General features: G+C 42.5%; 18 protein-coding genes. 10 read left to right on the forward strand and 8 right to left on the reverse strand.

Going from position 1 to position 15,043, the window contains the following annotated elements; genetic code table 11:
* Window positions 1–28: 28 nt before the first annotated feature.
* Both tsf and rpsB read right to left on the reverse strand, forming a co-directional pair.
* Window positions 29–889, reverse strand: a complete 861-nt coding sequence (gene tsf, locus CCS02_RS13760) for a translation elongation factor Ts (RefSeq protein WP_072839634.1) — start codon at window positions 887–889, stop codon at window positions 29–31.
* Between the two features lie 85 nt (window positions 890–974).
* Window positions 975–1,709, reverse strand: a complete 735-nt coding sequence (gene rpsB, locus CCS02_RS13765) for a 30S ribosomal protein S2 (RefSeq protein WP_072839633.1) — start codon at window positions 1,707–1,709, stop codon at window positions 975–977.
* Window positions 1,710–2,040: 331 nt separating this feature from the next.
* On the opposite strand from rpsB, the gene map reads away from it, so the two are divergent.
* The 5 genes from map (at window position 2,041) to CCS02_RS13790 (ending at window position 8,372) form a co-directional block, all read left to right on the forward strand.
* Complete coding sequence (map, locus tag CCS02_RS13770) at window positions 2,041–2,898, forward strand: type I methionyl aminopeptidase (RefSeq protein ID WP_100636882.1); 858 nt, start codon at window positions 2,041–2,043, stop codon at window positions 2,896–2,898.
* An 88-nt stretch (window positions 2,899–2,986) separates the two neighbouring features.
* Window positions 2,987–5,680, forward strand: coding sequence for a [protein-PII] uridylyltransferase (gene glnD, locus CCS02_RS13775; RefSeq protein WP_072839631.1), 2,694 nt, complete (start codon window positions 2,987–2,989; stop codon window positions 5,678–5,680).
* Window positions 5,681–5,686: 6 nt separating this feature from the next.
* Complete coding sequence (dapC, locus tag CCS02_RS13780; RefSeq protein WP_072839630.1) at window positions 5,687–6,874, forward strand: succinyldiaminopimelate transaminase; 1,188 nt, start codon at window positions 5,687–5,689, stop codon at window positions 6,872–6,874.
* A 46-nt stretch (window positions 6,875–6,920) separates the two neighbouring features.
* Window positions 6,921–7,958: a 2,3,4,5-tetrahydropyridine-2,6-dicarboxylate N-succinyltransferase gene (gene dapD, locus CCS02_RS13785; protein WP_072839629.1), complete on the forward strand. Its 1,038-nt coding sequence runs from the start codon at window positions 6,921–6,923 to the stop codon at window positions 7,956–7,958.
* Window positions 7,959–8,027: 69 nt separating this feature from the next.
* Entirely contained in the window at window positions 8,028–8,372 is a 345-nt protein-coding gene (locus tag CCS02_RS13790; RefSeq protein WP_072839628.1) for an ArsC family reductase, read from the forward strand.
* Here the strand turns inward: CCS02_RS13790 and CCS02_RS13795 are convergent.
* Window positions 8,369–8,572: a hypothetical protein gene (locus tag CCS02_RS13795; RefSeq protein WP_048813947.1), complete on the reverse strand. Its 204-nt coding sequence runs from the start codon at window positions 8,570–8,572 to the stop codon at window positions 8,369–8,371. The genes CCS02_RS13790 and CCS02_RS13795 overlap by 4 nt on opposite strands.
* 79 nt (window positions 8,573–8,651) lie before the next feature.
* Here CCS02_RS13795 and dapE point away from each other — a divergent pair, with 79 nt between their 5' ends.
* From dapE to panD, 4 genes are all read left to right on the forward strand, one after another.
* Complete coding sequence (dapE, locus tag CCS02_RS13800) at window positions 8,652–9,794, forward strand: succinyl-diaminopimelate desuccinylase (protein WP_100636883.1); 1,143 nt, start codon at window positions 8,652–8,654, stop codon at window positions 9,792–9,794.
* 29 nt (window positions 9,795–9,823) lie between these two features.
* The gene (locus CCS02_RS13805; RefSeq protein ID WP_012068979.1) at window positions 9,824–10,090 is read left to right on the forward strand and encodes a hypothetical protein; all 267 of its coding nucleotides are present in this window, start codon (window positions 9,824–9,826) and stop codon (window positions 10,088–10,090) included.
* A gap of 4 nt (window positions 10,091–10,094) precedes the next feature.
* Complete coding sequence (locus CCS02_RS13810; RefSeq protein ID WP_072839626.1) at window positions 10,095–10,469, forward strand: hypothetical protein; 375 nt, start codon at window positions 10,095–10,097, stop codon at window positions 10,467–10,469.
* Between the two features lie 67 nt (window positions 10,470–10,536).
* The gene (gene panD / locus CCS02_RS13815) at window positions 10,537–10,917 is read left to right on the forward strand and encodes an aspartate 1-decarboxylase (protein WP_012068977.1); all 381 of its coding nucleotides are present in this window, start codon (window positions 10,537–10,539) and stop codon (window positions 10,915–10,917) included.
* A gap of 115 nt (window positions 10,918–11,032) precedes the next feature.
* Here panD and tpx read toward each other — a convergent pair whose 3' ends face one another.
* Window positions 11,033–11,530 (reverse strand): thiol peroxidase, encoded by a 498-nt coding sequence (gene tpx / locus CCS02_RS13820; protein WP_072839625.1) that lies wholly within the window; start codon window positions 11,528–11,530, stop codon window positions 11,033–11,035.
* Window positions 11,531–11,557: 27 nt separating this feature from the next.
* Complete coding sequence (locus CCS02_RS22485; protein WP_072839624.1) at window positions 11,558–12,028, reverse strand: cold-shock protein; 471 nt, start codon at window positions 12,026–12,028, stop codon at window positions 11,558–11,560.
* Window positions 12,029–12,317: 289 nt separating this feature from the next.
* On the opposite strand from CCS02_RS22485, the gene CCS02_RS13830 reads away from it, so the two are divergent.
* On the forward strand, window positions 12,318–12,530 hold the full coding sequence (locus tag CCS02_RS13830) for a SlyX family protein (protein ID WP_072839623.1): 213 nt from the start codon (window positions 12,318–12,320) through the stop codon (window positions 12,528–12,530).
* An 11-nt stretch (window positions 12,531–12,541) separates the two neighbouring features.
* On the opposite strand, the gene CCS02_RS13835 is transcribed toward CCS02_RS13830, so the two are convergent.
* From CCS02_RS13835 to tsaB, 3 genes are all read right to left on the reverse strand, one after another.
* Window positions 12,542–13,336 (reverse strand): class I SAM-dependent methyltransferase, encoded by a 795-nt coding sequence (locus CCS02_RS13835; RefSeq protein ID WP_072839622.1) that lies wholly within the window; start codon window positions 13,334–13,336, stop codon window positions 12,542–12,544.
* 193 nt (window positions 13,337–13,529) lie between these two features.
* Complete coding sequence (locus CCS02_RS13840) at window positions 13,530–14,330, reverse strand: undecaprenyl-diphosphate phosphatase (protein WP_072839621.1); 801 nt, start codon at window positions 14,328–14,330, stop codon at window positions 13,530–13,532.
* A 4-nt stretch (window positions 14,331–14,334) separates the two neighbouring features.
* The gene (gene tsaB, locus CCS02_RS13845; protein WP_100636884.1) at window positions 14,335–15,042 is read right to left on the reverse strand and encodes a tRNA (adenosine(37)-N6)-threonylcarbamoyltransferase complex dimerization subunit type 1 TsaB; all 708 of its coding nucleotides are present in this window, start codon (window positions 15,040–15,042) and stop codon (window positions 14,335–14,337) included.
* Between the last annotated feature and the right edge of the window lies 1 nt (window position 15,043).

The raw sequence follows: 15,043 nt of genomic DNA on the forward strand, positions 1-15,043 counted from the left end.
TTTTTTTGCAAGACATTACAACTAAAGATTAACCTCTAAGTTGTGCTGCTACTTCTGCTGCGAAGTCCACTTCAGCAACTTCAATACCTTCACCCACTTCAAGGCGAATGAAAGAAGTTACAGTTGCACCAGCATCTTTAACTAACTGACCAACTTTAATTTCTGGATTCTTAACAAAAGGCTGCTCAGTCAAGCTGTTTTCAGCCAAGAACTTCTTCATACGACCAACAATCATTTTATCAACGATTTCTGCTGGTTTACCAGCCATGTCTGGCTGTGCACGAATAATTTCTTCTTCTTTTGCAAGAACTTCAGCAGGCATATCTTCACCGCGAACAACGCGAGGAGATACAGCGGCAACGTGCATAGAAACATCTTTAGCAAGTTCAGCAGAACCGCCTTCCAATTGAGTCAATACAGCGATCTGACCATTACCGTGAAGGTAACCACCTACTAAGCCGCCCTCAATGATAACAGCGCGACGAGGAGAGATGTTTTCACCGATTTTCTGAACTAATGCTTCGCGTGCTTGGCCAATTTCGCCAGCAAGCAATACTTCGATGTCAGTTTCTTTCGTTGTGAAAACAACGTCAGCTACCTTGTTAGCGAAAGCAATAAAACCTTCATCACGAGAAGCGAAGTCAGTTTCAGAGTTAACCTCAACTAAAATAGCGTAAGAAGAATCGTCTGCTACACGCATAACCATCGTACCTTCCGCTGCAGTACGGCCCGCTTTTTTAGCTGCCTTCATGCCACTTGATTTACGTAGTTCTTCGATAGCCACTTCGATGTCAGCGTTAGCAGCGACAAGTGCTTTTTTACACTCCATCATGCCTAGGCCAGTACGTTCACGTAGCTCTTTTACCAATGCTGCAGATACTGCGGCCATGTTAAATCCTCTTTATACCAATTCAAATTTAAAAAAGGAGGTAAGACACCTCCCTTTAGAAACCAGAACAAACTAGAAAGTTTGCTTACGCTTCAGTAGCTTCGCTTACTTCAACGAATTCATCAGCAGTACCAGCAGTCGCATTACGACCCTCTAGAACAGCATCTGCAAATGCACCAACGTACAATTGAACTGCGCGAATCGCATCATCGTTAGCTGGAATAATGTAATCAACGCCATCTGGATTACTGTTAGTATCAACGATACCGATAACAGGAATACCTAATTTGTTTGCTTCTTTAATTGCGATACGTTCATGATCAACGTCAACTACGAACAATACATCAGGAAGGCCGCCCATATCCTTGATACCACCCATAGAAAGCTCTAATTTTTCAAGCTCACGAGTACGCATCAAAGCTTCTTTTTTAGTCAGCTTATCGAATGTACCATCGGACATTTGAACTTCAAGCTCACGTAGACGCTTGATAGATGCACGAATCGTTTTGTAGTTAGTCAACATACCACCTAACCAACGGTGGTTAACGTATGGCATACCAGAGCGAGCAGCTTGCTCTTTAATCGTTTTAGATGCAGCACGCTTAGTACCAACAAACAAAACCTTGTTCTTGTTTTCAGCCATTTTTTTAACAAGCTCAAGAGCGTTATTAAGAGCTGGAACAGTGTGTTCAAGGTTAATGATATGAATTTTGTTACGAGCACCGAAAATGAAAGGCTTCATTTTTGGGTTCCAGTAACGAGTTTGGTGACCAAAGTGTGAACCAACCAATAATAGGTCGCGCATAGAAACTGTAGGCATTTTACTATCCTTTAAATTTGGGTTATTTATGCTTACCAGCTAAAAGCGTCAGTCAAATAAGGTTTAAGGCAACCTAAGACACCCAAGACACTTTCTTTAATAGCGGCAAGATCGTTGATTTAAGTAAATTCACTTATTTTAGGCACAAGCCCAACAAGCGGGCGTTTTATACCACATTTAACCCAAAACCAAAAGACTTGAACGTGTTTTTTACACATAACACAAGGCACGTTTTTTTCAATTAGAGAGGCGATTCTGCTGATTAAGTCATGTAGAATATACCGCAACATACTATCAACATAGATACAAACCAATTTAAGACATGTGAATTATGAGCAACGAAATCCTACAAAAAATTGAAGAGCTGACAAAAAACGGCCGCAGTGACGTCCCAAGTTGGACACCTAAAGCTCCTGCTACTCGCTTTACTGACATCAGCGATATTGAAGGCATGCGGGTTGCGGGTAAACTCGCAGCCGATGTTCTAGTAATGCTAGAAGAATTTGTTATCCCTGGCGTGACAACGGAGCAACTAGACATCATTGCTCATAACTATATAGTTGATGTACAAGGCGCAATTCCAGCTCCACTAAACTATCACGGTTTTCCTAAATCATGCTGCACTTCTGTGAATGATGTCATTTGCCACGGCATCCCGAATGACAAAGCCCTGAAAAAAGGCGACACAGTCAATATTGACATCACCATCATCAAAGATGGCTATTACGGTGATACCAGCAAAATGTTTTTTGCAGGTCCAGCCTTACCTCATGCAGAACGCTTAGCAAGCGTCACTCAAGAATGCCTTTATCTTGCCATTGATATGGTAAAACCAGGCATACGTCTTGGCGATATCGGCGCCGCTATTTCAGCGCATGCGCACAAACATCACTACACAGTAGTAGAAGAGTACTGCGGCCACGGCGTAGGAACGACCTTCCATGGCGAACCGCAAGTCGCTCATTATGGCAAAGCAGGAACTGGCGTTATGCTAGAAGAAGGCATGACACTGACCATTGAACCAATGATCAATGCAGGCAAAAAACAGGTTAAGCACACAGGTCCAGATAATTGGATTGCCAAAACCAAAGACGGCCGTCTATCAGCTCAATACGAGCACACTCTTCTCATCACTGCAGATGGGGTCGAAGTACTTACTCGTCGACCAGAAGAAACTCGTTTCTCATAAGAGAAGCGAGCTTTAAATAAAATTTTTTAGCAACCTTAGATTTATAACAAACACACTGTAACAATTATTCATTCTTTGAGGCTCTTGTATGGACTTCCCTGCTTTTCCAGACGCTCCGCCACTACTAACACAGGAAGAGAAACATGAGCTATCACTACCGAAGTGCTCTATTTCACGCTACAAAGCCATCATTGAAGAAAAGACAACCATATTCAACGACCTTTTCCACTCTTTATATCCAATAGAAAAGCTTGTAAAGGGTCTCTCCTCTTTTTATGACGAAGTAATGCAAGCAGCCTGGACATCAAAAGCACTGAATAGTGAACCGCATGTAAGCCTTGTTGCGGTTGGCGGATATGGTCGTGGAGAATTACACCCAAAATCTGATATTGATCTACTGATTCTAATGGAGAATGACATCTCCGCGCCCAAAGATAAAATCGAAGCTTTTATCACTTTCCTTTGGGACATTAATTTAGATGTCGGTCACAGCGTCCGCACCATTGACGAATGCTCCGAGATGGCAGCCAAAGACATTACCATCATCACTAACTTGATTGAGTCACGCACCCTTATAGGGCCAATTGATTTACTAGCCACACTCAAACTGCACGTTGATATATCCCAAATGTGGGATGGGCATTCTTTCTACCAAGCCAAGCTAGCCGAACAAAAGCAACGTCACGCAAAATACCAGAATACTGCTTACAACTTAGAGCCAAACCTAAAAGAGTGCCCTGGTGGCCTTAGAGACATGCAAGTGATTGACTGGGTTGCCAAGCGCCACCTACATACACATCGACTTAGCGCCTTAATAGATAAACACTTTCTATCTGAAGATGAATACATCCAACTTAAAGGCGCGGTTAGCCATCTATGGAGAATTCGCTGGGCTTTACACATGGTCGCAGGACGCAAGGAAGATCGACTTCTTTTCGACCACCAGCGCACACTGACTAAGCTTTTCGGGTTTGACGATGACGATTTAAAACGCAACGTTGAACGTTTTATGCAGGGCTATTACCAAAGTGTCGCCGCCATCCAACAGCTCAACGACTTACTTCTTCAACACTTCGAAGAGTCTTTTTTAGCCAAAGACGCCATCAACACAGTAGAAGTCATCAACGACCATTTTCAAATTGCCAACGGCCAACTTGAAGCCCGCTCCAAGACATTATTTCACGATAATCCATCTAGCATGCTGGAGATATATGTCTTACTTGGTGCCCATGAAAACATCAAAGGCATACGCGCCAATACAATGCGACAGCTGCGCGATAGTTTAGACCTGATTGATGACGCCTTTAGAAATGACAAAATAAACACCGACCTTTTTCTCGACATCATAGCCAGCCGATATCGACTGACAAGTATATTACGCTCAATGAAACACCTAGGCTTACTTGGTCGCTACCTTCCCGAATTCGGAGCGATTATTGGGCAAATGCAGCACGACTTATTTCATATTTATACAGTTGATGCTCACACACTACAGTTGGTAGAGAACTTACGTCGCCTCTGGCTACCTGAGTTCAAACAAAAATTCCCCATTTCAGGACAAGCAATCCGCCACGTAGCAAAAGTTGAGTTACTTTATATTGCTGGCTTATATCATGACATAGCCAAAGGTCGAGGTGGCGACCATTCTGAACTAGGTTGCGTAGACGCACAGGCTTTTTGCGAACGCCATGGACTTTCAAAACAAGACACCGACCTTGTCGTTTGGTTAGTGCGTAATCATCTATTCATGTCGGTTACTGCACAACGCAAAGACATTTCCGATCCAGAAGTCATTTGGGAATTTGCCAGCTACGTCAAGGATCAAGAACACCTAGATTATTTGTTTATTCTTACTGTTGCCGACATCAACGCAACCAACCCAACCATGTGGAACAGTTGGCGAGCATCCTTAATGCGTCAGCTTTATTTAGAAACCAAACGCGCACTTCGCCGCGGATTGGATTTCCCTATTGATGCAGACATGATAAGTGACGAACACAAACAACGCGCCTTGGAAATTATCATCGAGCGCAATGTAGATATAATGGAAGCGGAAGCAATTTGGGAAACAATTGAAGAAGAGTACTTTATTCGCTCAAACGGTGACGAAATAGCTTGGAACACCGAGGCTATTTTACGCCACCGCCCTAGCGATAAGCCGCTAATCGCCATAACACCATTGGGTGGCCGCAACTTTTCAGGCGCGAGTAAAATATTCATCTACACATTAATAAGCAAGCATCTGTTCGCCGTAACCGCAGCGACATTTGAACAACTCGGCCTCACAATTCTAGACGCTAAAATAAGTCACACCACAGACAACTACAGCCTAGATAGCTTTGTTGTCATGGACAGCAACGACAGTGATACGAATCTACATCTAGACAAAGAACGCATCACCCTTATTCGCAAAACATTGATGGAGCAACTAGAAACCCCATCACTTTACGAAAGCGTTGTTCAACGTCATACACCGAGGATTTTGAAGATATTCAACTCTCCATCAACCGCTCACTTTGTCAGCCAACCAGAAGAAGTCTGGTCGGCACTTGAAATAACAGCTCCTGATAGACCAGGCTTACTGGCTTTAATAGGACAGTTTTTCATGAACAATAACATCATGCTTCATAAAGCAAAAATCGCCACTCTCGGCGAGCGCGTAGAAGATACCTTCTATATCACAGAAGAAAACGGCGACCTTATTACTGACCCAGAAAGCATGAACAATATTTGCACCCTTTTAAAAGAGAAAATAGACCGTTTTTCTCAAACGATGGACTAAAGACTAATGAACCCCCTTATACACTCTTTGCACCCATACCCTTTCCAAAAGCTTGCAGAGCTTATAGAAGGGTTGACACCAAACCCAGAAAAGCCACTGATCAAATTAACGATTGGGGAACCACAACACGATGCACCAGCCATCGTGCTTGAGACGCTAGCCAAAAGCCTAGGCGGCGTCAGCAAGTACCCAAGCACCAAAGGCGAATTACCGCTTAGAGACGCCATTAGTAAATGGGCTAAGCGTCGCTTTCATTTAGAAAAACTCGATCCTGATACGGAAATTTTACCAGTTACTGGAACCCGAGAAGCACTGTTTGCTATTACCCAAACATTGGTTGGCGAAAAGCAAAACTCTCTAGTTGTCAGCCCAAATCCTTTTTACCAAATTTATGAAGGTGCAGGCATTCTTGCTGGCGCAGAGCTGCATTTCCTACCTTGCGGAGCAGAAACAAACTACAAAGTAGATTATCAACTAGTCGACGATGCCACGTGGCAACGTTGCGAAGTATTGTTTGTTTGCTCCCCTAACAACCCTAGCGGCAGCATTACCACGCTAGAGGAATACGCCTACCTGATAGAGAAAGCCAAAACCTTCAATTTCACCATAGTGGCAGACGAATGCTATTCCGAAATTTACTTCGGCTCTCAAGCACCACTAGGTTTATTAGAAGCCTGTGAAATTTTGGGACACAAGGATTATAAACATTGCCTTATTTTCCAATCCCTATCGAAACGCTCTAATTTACCAGGCCTTCGATCTGGCTTCGTTGCTGGTGACGCGTCTATCCTTAAACCATTTTTGCTATATCGCACCTATCAGGGTTGCGCGATGCCAATTCATCACCAAGATGCCTCAGTTGCTGCTTGGAATGATGAAGAACACGTTATAAAGAATCGCGAGATTTATACCCGTAAATTCGATTCGGTTTTAGAGATTTTGTCGCCAGTTATGCCAATATCCAAGCCTGAAGCCGGTTTTTATCTTTGGCCGAAGCTCAGCATGACAGATGAAGAATTTTGCACCTCGCTGTATCAAGAAGAATCGGTTTTAGTCTTACCAGGTAGTTATTTAGGACGAGAAGTAGAAGGTACAAATCCCGGCAGCCATCATGTCCGTATGGCACTGGTTGCAGAAGAATCAGAATGCGTTGAGGCAGCCAAAAGAATTAGAGACTTCCTCAGTCGCAGATAACCCATTAGTAACCCCCTTTAGACAGATAACTCAGTTGGAGAAACACATGAGTAATACAACTTTCGCGTTCGGTCTTGGCATCGGCTCACAAAACAAAGAAGGCAATTGGTTAGAAGTATTCTACTCAGCACCAAGTCTAAACGTAGAAAAAAATACGCTAGATGCACTTCTAGAAAGCACCAATTACGAAGGTGGTAACAACACACTGGTATTAGATGAAAGCGATTTAAATCGCTTACACATGAGCCTTTTAAAAGCTGGCAACATCGAACAAGCAGAATTGGCTTCTCGTCTAAAAGCTTCGACAAAGCCTGTTATTCTTTGTGTTTTAGCAACTGATGAAGCGCCAAGTAATCCTGCTGAAGTCTACTTAAAACTTCAACTGATTTCTCATCGCTTAGTTAAACCGCACAATACAGTATTGGATGGCATGTTTGGCCTATTGATCAATACAGCATGGACAAGCGAAGGCCCTATCGATGTTCGTGAACTAGCTGACCGCCAATTAAGCGCTCGCATGGAAGGACGCACTATCGAAGTATTCAGCGTCGATAAATTCCCTAAAATGCTAAACTTTATCGTCCCTACAGGCATCCGTGTTGGCGATGCTGCGCGCGTTCGTTTAGGTGCACACCTTGCTGAAGGCACTACCGTTATGCATGAAGGCTTTGTAAACTTCAATGCTGGAACGCTAGGCAACAGCATGGTTGAAGGCCGTATTTCTGCAGGTGTTGTTGTAGGTAACGGTTCTGACCTTGGTGGCGGCTGTTCTACTATGGGGACACTATCTGGCGGCGGCAATATTGTTATCGCTGTTGGCGAGAAATGCTTGATAGGCGCGAATGCCGGTATTGGTATTGGCCTTGGCGATCGTTGTATCGTTGAGTCTGGTCTTTATATTACAGCCGGCTCTAAAGTTGCTGTTCTTGATGAAAACAACCAAGTTGTTTCTACTGTAAAAGCTCGCGAACTTTCTGGTCAATCTGATCTATTGTTCCGCCGCAACTCAGCAACTGGTGCAATCGAATGCAAAACCAACAAAACCGCTATTGAATTAAACGAAGCGCTTCACGCTCATAATTAATAGCAGTAAAAAAACAACCAAAAAGCGCCATTTTGATTACTTTCTAAATGGCGCAATTCGAGGTCAAGAATGATTAAAATATTTGGCATCAAAAACTGTGACACCATGAAAAAAGCTTTTCGCTGGCTCGATGACAACAATCTAGAATACAGTTTTCATGATTATAAAAAAGAAGGCCTAGATGAAGCCACAGCAAAAGCTTGGGTAGACGAACTAGGATGGGAAAACATCATCAATAAGCGTGGCACCACTTGGCGCAAACTGGATGAAGAAACAAAAGGCACTATGGACAATAACAACGCCGTCCATATCATGATGACTCAGCCTTCCATCATTAAGCGCCCTTTACTAGTGGTTAAAGAATCCATTTATTTAGGCTTCGATGCAGAAAATTACGCGCAAAAACTACTTTAGCGCAAAACAGGCGTGTAAATACGTGGTCTTTCTCTATTGGACTTAGGTGCCGACATAGGTGTCACTGTTGGCGTATAACCCGAAGACGAAACATCCGAACGGATCACTGGGACAAAATACGACTCCTGAATAACCGGCTGCTGAAAAAGACTACAGCCAGATGAAATCAAACCCAAAAAAACAACGACACCTAATTTCATAACTCCACCTTTATTTGAATCTCCTGTTATAGTAACAGAATCTTCCATAAGGTAGCGAAAACCAATACAAAGGTAAAGAATGTCTGACTTGTCCCCCACACTAAAACTTGCCCTAGATCTTATTTCTCGCCCGTCTGTCACTCCTGAAGACGCAGGCTGTCAGGATCTAATGATAGAGCGATTGAAAAACATTGGTTTTGAAATCGAATACATGCCCTTCGGTGAAGTAAAAAACTTCTACGCAAAGCGCGGAACATCTGGACCAAATCTTTGCTTTGCGGGGCATACAGATGTGGTGCCAACAGGGCCTGAAGAGGAATGGAAAATACCTCCATTTTCCCCAGCAATTGTCGATGGAATACTATTCGGCCGCGGCGCTGCCGATATGAAAGGTAGCCTTGCCGCTATGGTGACTGCTGCTGAAGATTTTGTAACCAAGCATCCATATCATGATGGGCAAATTTCTTTTTTGATCACCAGCGACGAGGAAGGCCCTTTTGTAGACGGCACAACTCGTGTTGTGGATGCTCTTATGGAACGAAATGAGAAAATAGACTGGTGTATTGTTGGCGAACCCTCAAGTACCAAAACGCTTGGCGATATTATCAAGAATGGTCGCCGTGGGTCATTCAGTGGCGACTTAACGGTTTACGGTAAGCAAGGCCATGTCGCCTACCCACACTTAGCTGAAAATCCAATACACCTCGCAGCTCCAGCACTTGCTGAAATGGCGAGTGCACATTGGGATGATGGTAACGACTTTTTTCCACCAACCAGCTTCCAGGTATCAAATATTCATTCTGGGACAGGTGCAACTAACGTTGTCCCCGGCAAACTAAACGCTCAGTTCAACTTTCGCTTTTCCTCCGAATTAGACTTTGATGCTATTAAAGTTCGCGTACTTGAAATCTTAGACAGACACAAATTACGCTACGACATTGATTGGACATACAATGGCCTGCCTTTTTTAACTCGCCCAGGCGAATTAGTTGATGCGATTGTTGACGCCGTACAAACAACAGTTAATATCACCCCTGAATTATCCACCTCAGGCGGCACCTCAGACGGTCGATTTATTGCCAAAATGGGTACGCAAGTCGTGGAGCTTGGCCCCATTAATGCCACTATCCATCAAATCAATGAATGCGTTGACGCCGAGAGCTTAAACCAGCTTTCAGAGATTTACGCTCGAATACTTGAGAACCTTTTTACTAAAAAATAGCCTTACTGAGAGCATAGACCAGCATCCAAATGAGAAACGCAATACATAAATTAGCAATGAAATTGGGTAACAACCCTAGAGTTGCACTTATCAAGATGATCCAAGGCGGATTAATTTTCGTCTTTGGCGTTCTGATGCTTATGGTAGCTGATCGTGTTGTCGTTGAGTCTCTTGCTCAAGAGATTATTGCGATATTTGGACTGATACTTGCGGGTTGCGGCGTACTATGGACACTCATTGGCTATTTATCAATGAGCGTTCTCAGAATTTACCACATGATTAAAAAGAAGGATTAGAGCGATGCAAGCCGACATTGAAATATATGTATTGTCCTGCCCGACAGAGAAGATCATTTCCTGGCTAGAAAATACGTTCACTCTAGTCAGAAAAAGTAGCCCATCACCACTCTGCTCAAAAGTCATCATTGCATCTAATGATAACGAAATTGAGGTAACTATTTTAGAGCAAGCAGCAGGCAAGCGCTTTACCTCTATATGGTTCGACTCAGACAAAACCCCTTGGGACGACGACATTGCTTGTGCCAGACAAGCATTCGAATATCTAAACTGTGAAGTACGTTGCAACTTTCAGGGATGGGAAGAGGAAAGCAACCAAGATCCAGACCAATGGTGGCGTATAAATAGCCACGAAGAAGGCCCATTTATTTGGAATTAACTCAACAAATAAAAGCAGCCCCAAAAAGCAAAAATGCGACATAGCAACAATTATAGAGACTTTATACATGCAAATTACACTTCTTAAAGGCAAACTCCATATGGCAAGCGTAACCCAAGCAGAGCTTTGGTATGACGGCTCTTGCGCCATAGATAAGGACCTTGTAGAGCTCGCTGGTTTTAGAGAATTTGAGCAAATCGACATCTATAACGTCGATAACGGCGAGCGCTTTCACACTTACGTAATATTGGCCGAATCTGGCTCTGGTACTATTTCAATGAATGGCGCTGCGGCTAGAAAAGTACAAGTAGGTGATCGAGTTATCATTGCCGCTTATGGTCAAATGAACGAAGCGGAAGCCGATGAATTCAAGCCAAAATTAGTCTATCTAAATAAAGATAATAGTGTAGAAAGAACCACCAACACCATTCCCGTGCAAAAAGATTAATCTAAGCACTTTTATTTAAGAGCGCAATTGCTTTCTTGAGAGCCAAAAGCTCTTTTACAAGAAAAAAAAAGGCCGCTTCTAAGTTGATTAGAAGCGGCCTTTTTTATAATGATAATTACGCCAAGACAGCCAACGCCGCTTCGTAATTAGGCTCATCAGCCGTTTCAGCAACTTGCTCTGTATAAATTACAGAACCTTTTTCATCCAATACCACAACAGCACGAGACAAAAGACCGGCAAGAGGGCCAGTTGCAAAAGTAAGACCGTAATCGCCACCAAATGTTGAACGAAAAGTAGATCCTGTATCAACATTGTCGATGCCTTCAGCCCCACAAAAACGCGCTGCAGCAAAAGGTAAGTCAGCAGACACGCAAAGCACATTAACGCCTTTCAAAGAAGCCGCAGATTCGTTGAACTTACGAACTGATGTTGCACAAGTCGGCGTATCAACTGATGGGAAGATATTCAACACCAATTTAGCACCCTGATAATCCGCCAATGTAGCGACAGACAAATCCGTTTTAACAAGCTCAAACGCTGGCGCTACAGAGCCTACAACCGGAAGAGAACCAACCGTTTCAAAAGGATTACCTTTTAATGTTACCGTTGCCATAAATACCTCTTAAATCGAATAAAAAAATTAACCGCGGATTATAGATACATTTTCAGCTTGTTTGCCTTTCTCACCTTCAGTGACATAAAAGCGAACCAACTGCCCTTCAACCAAGAAGCGGCGACCACGACCACGGATTGCACGGTAATGAACAAACACATCATCACCATTTTCCATGGTTAAAAAACCAAAACCTTTTGAAGAATTGAACCACTTAACCGTTCCTTGCTCGCGGTCATCATCCTCATCTTCTTCAGACTCAGAATCAAAACCGGCAGAACTGGCCTGGCTGACCATAGCACCGACATAAACAGACACTAGAACAAAGCCAAAATATACTAGGAAATTTGTACCCATCTCTTCTTTCAACACCCCAGCCAAAAGCAGAGGCACGATCAAAGCAATAACAAGGCTGACTATAAATGTGCGCAACGAAAACAAACCGGAACCAACAGAAGACCCTTTATTACGCGAAACATTATCCTGATGATCATTCATAAAAGTATATCTCTTATTAAATTAAATATTATTGTGAAGCAAAGCTATTTATAAAAAAATAAACTCTGTGTTAGTACAAACGTGAATATATGAATATTTTTACTAAACTCTTTCCGAAATCACCATGTGAAGCTAAAGAAGATAGTAGTAAAATACCCAACTTCTTTATGAGAGCAATTTTCACGCCACTCTTACATTCTAAATGACCAATACTTGCGTCATGTTTTTGTATAGAATTGCTCATTAAATACGAATTTAGCCTAGTAAGGTTAACACACAGAAGGTATCTATGAACACCTCACAAATCAATCAACGTATCGACGAATTAGAATTCAAACTACAATTTCAAGAAGACACGATTGATAGTTTAAATCAGGCACTTATCAGTCAGCAAAAAGACATGCTATTGATGAGAGAAAAACTGGTTCTATTAGGAAATCAGCTAGAGTCTTATCGTCAACAACAGCCTATTCATGATGGCGACCGACCACCTCACTATTAATAACTAACATACTAAGTAGAAGGCGAGTCGAGTGACTTTAAAACGTAAATATCAAATCGACCCGACTTCCCTTCCAATTGATAGGTTGGCTCGGCGCTATTTAAAAATGGAGCGCCTTTAGGGCGTTTCACAACCACTCTATATTGAGCTAATCGCATAGCGTAAGGCAATAAACTATCTGCATCTAAATCCTTACCAACCAAATCTCTAAAAAAAGCCATCTCTTTCTTGGCTGCAGCTGATGACTTATCTGTGTGTGGATACATAGGGTCCAAATACACCACATCGAACATTTCACTAGTATCTATAGCAGTTATATCAGCATCTAACAAAGGCATCTTGGCAACGATCTCGGCCACTTCATGATGAAAAGAGGCTCTATACAAACCGTCTTCCAACATAGCCCTCACAAAGCCCACACGCTCACACAGAGAAACTGAGCAACCAAGACAAGCTAACACGAAAGCATCACGCCCCAAGCCCGCTGTCGCATCAAGAACAGATAAATTTGCGCGCTTATTCAACCCAACCGCTTTAGCAATATCTTGCCCTTTTCCACCACCAAATCGTCGTCTATGGTCTACAGTCCCAGAAGTAAAATCTACATAAACTGGTTTGGGCGCCCCTTTTCCAGTTTTAGCAACTGCGATGCCATCTAATGTTTTCAATAAAAGATAATCATATTTAGAAACAAACTTGAGAGGCTCATGCAACAGCACAAAATCAAGATTCAACGACTTAGCCAATAAGCGAGATTCCGATTCCAAAAACTTATCTGTTGTCGCAACCGCAATAGAATTAAGCAAAAATCTCTCTCCAAAAAAACATCATCAAACAATAATCAAAACACGAGTCACTACATAGTAATAACGCTAAATAAAGCGATTTTTTTATTCGGTTGCAAATAGAAAAAGCCTCTAAATATTAGAAGCTTTTCATCAAAATTCGCTGCTACTTCAAAGAACAAAGCACTTAATCTAACTAAATATCCTTAAGAATCTAAAGATAAACAATTAATAGAAGGGCTATACCCAAGACTAATCTGTAGACAAAGAACGGAAAAAAACCAATCTTATTAAGCCACTTCAAAAACAGATAGATACAAAGATAGGCGCTGATTGCAGACAGAATAACACCCATAAAGATACTCGCCCAATCGACCGCAATATCTGACGATACAAGTTCAATCGACTTTAAGCCACCAGCAGCCAGTATGAGAGGGATAGACAAAAGAAATGAAAACCGAGCAGCACACTCGCGACTAAAGCCAAGAAAACGAGCCGCCGTCATCGTAATTCCAGAACGAGAAGTTCCAGGAATTAAAGCCAGCGCTTGAGCAAAGCCAATATAGAGCACACTTTTCAAACCAAAATCTTCTTCAGTTTTTTGAGATGCACCATATTTATCTGAAAACCAAAGCAACACACCAAACCCAATGGTGGTGTAAGCAATTACTTCCAAAGAACGTAAATGAGTGCTTATTAAGTCATCAAATAACAAACCTGCAACACAAGCTGGCAAAGTAGCAAGACAGATCCACCAAGCTAAGCGACTATTAGATGTCGAGCGTTTATCTCTAATGGATACACACCAAGCCACCACGATTTGTGCGATGTCTTTTCTAAAATAGCCAACAATGGCGATTAAAGTTCCTACGTGCACAGCAACATCAAATGCCAATCCTTGATCAGGCCAATGCAGTAATTGCGCAGGAAGTATTAAATGAGCAGAACTTGAAATAGGCAGAAACTCTGTTAACCCTTGAATAACTGCCAAAAAAACAATGTGGTACCACAACATATAACTAACGCTTCCCTATACGCGGAGCCTGTTTTTCCCAGCTAATCTCATCCCTTAAATAAGTTGGAATAGCATCATAAGCAGACACCATTTCACCTTTTTTAAATAACAATAGAGCCAATTCAGCAATGCAAGCGGCACGAGGAGCTAAGTCAGTTAAAATATGAGTAGGATGATTAGGAAGTAGCGGTGTTAAAACATCTTCATAGCACCAGCCAGACCCGACTCCATCAAAGCTAGTTGAAAACGCAGACAAAGCCGCAGGCTTAACAACACACTCATCAATTAATGAATCTATTTCATAACACCCTTCTATCTTATTGACACTATAACCACCCATGTAAATTTCGCCCATACGAGCATCAAGAGCGGCCAGCCAATTATTTTTACCAGTCTTTTGAAAACCTTCCAATGACAAGGCTGCAAGCGTCGAAACGAGTATAACAGGTAAATCTGCACCAAAGGCAAGACCTTGTACAACCCCTGCACTGATTCTTAGCCCCGTAAAAGACCCAGGCCCTCGCCCAAAGGCGATCGCATCTAGATCGGATAAAGCTAAACCAGCCTGACTGAGAATCTGGTCTACCATAGGCAAAATCAGATCGTTATGAAGGCGTGGAGCCATGCGGAAGTCTTCCAACACAACCCCATCAATATTCAACGCCACTGAGCAAGCTGGCGTTGATGTATCTAATGCTAAAATAACCGTCATT

Origin of the sequence: Marinomonas sp. ef1 (assembly GCF_002806845.1) — a bacterium.
GTDB lineage: Bacteria > Pseudomonadota > Gammaproteobacteria > Pseudomonadales > Marinomonadaceae > Marinomonas > Marinomonas polaris.

What these genes read in the sequence shown, in the direction of transcription:
- tsf (WP_072839634.1), bottom strand. Translation starts at nt 889, where the DNA reads ATGGCCGCAGTATCTGCAGCATTGGTAAAAGAGCTACGTGAACGTACT.
- rpsB (WP_072839633.1), bottom strand. Translation starts at nt 1,709, where the DNA reads ATGCCTACAGTTTCTATGCGCGACCTATTATTGGTTGGTTCACACTTT.
- map (WP_100636882.1), top strand. Translation starts at nt 2,041, where the DNA reads ATGAGCAACGAAATCCTACAAAAAATTGAAGAGCTGACAAAAAACGGC.
- glnD (WP_072839631.1), top strand. Translation starts at nt 2,987, where the DNA reads ATGGACTTCCCTGCTTTTCCAGACGCTCCGCCACTACTAACACAGGAA.
- dapC (WP_072839630.1), top strand. Translation starts at nt 5,687, where the DNA reads ATGAACCCCCTTATACACTCTTTGCACCCATACCCTTTCCAAAAGCTT.
- dapD (WP_072839629.1), top strand. Translation starts at nt 6,921, where the DNA reads ATGAGTAATACAACTTTCGCGTTCGGTCTTGGCATCGGCTCACAAAAC.
- CCS02_RS13790 (WP_072839628.1), top strand. Translation starts at nt 8,028, where the DNA reads ATGATTAAAATATTTGGCATCAAAAACTGTGACACCATGAAAAAAGCT.
- CCS02_RS13795 (WP_048813947.1), bottom strand. Translation starts at nt 8,572, where the DNA reads ATGAAATTAGGTGTCGTTGTTTTTTTGGGTTTGATTTCATCTGGCTGT.
- dapE (WP_100636883.1), top strand. Translation starts at nt 8,652, where the DNA reads ATGTCTGACTTGTCCCCCACACTAAAACTTGCCCTAGATCTTATTTCT.
- CCS02_RS13805 (WP_012068979.1), top strand. Translation starts at nt 9,824, where the DNA reads ATGAGAAACGCAATACATAAATTAGCAATGAAATTGGGTAACAACCCT.
- CCS02_RS13810 (WP_072839626.1), top strand. Translation starts at nt 10,095, where the DNA reads ATGCAAGCCGACATTGAAATATATGTATTGTCCTGCCCGACAGAGAAG.
- panD (WP_012068977.1), top strand. Translation starts at nt 10,537, where the DNA reads ATGCAAATTACACTTCTTAAAGGCAAACTCCATATGGCAAGCGTAACC.
- tpx (WP_072839625.1), bottom strand. Translation starts at nt 11,530, where the DNA reads ATGGCAACGGTAACATTAAAAGGTAATCCTTTTGAAACGGTTGGTTCT.
- CCS02_RS22485 (WP_072839624.1), bottom strand. Translation starts at nt 12,028, where the DNA reads ATGAATGATCATCAGGATAATGTTTCGCGTAATAAAGGGTCTTCTGTT.
- CCS02_RS13830 (WP_072839623.1), top strand. Translation starts at nt 12,318, where the DNA reads ATGAACACCTCACAAATCAATCAACGTATCGACGAATTAGAATTCAAA.
- CCS02_RS13840 (WP_072839621.1), bottom strand. Translation starts at nt 14,330, where the DNA reads ATGTTGTGGTACCACATTGTTTTTTTGGCAGTTATTCAAGGGTTAACA.
- tsaB (WP_100636884.1), bottom strand. Translation starts at nt 15,042, where the DNA reads ATGACGGTTATTTTAGCATTAGATACATCAACGCCAGCTTGCTCAGTG.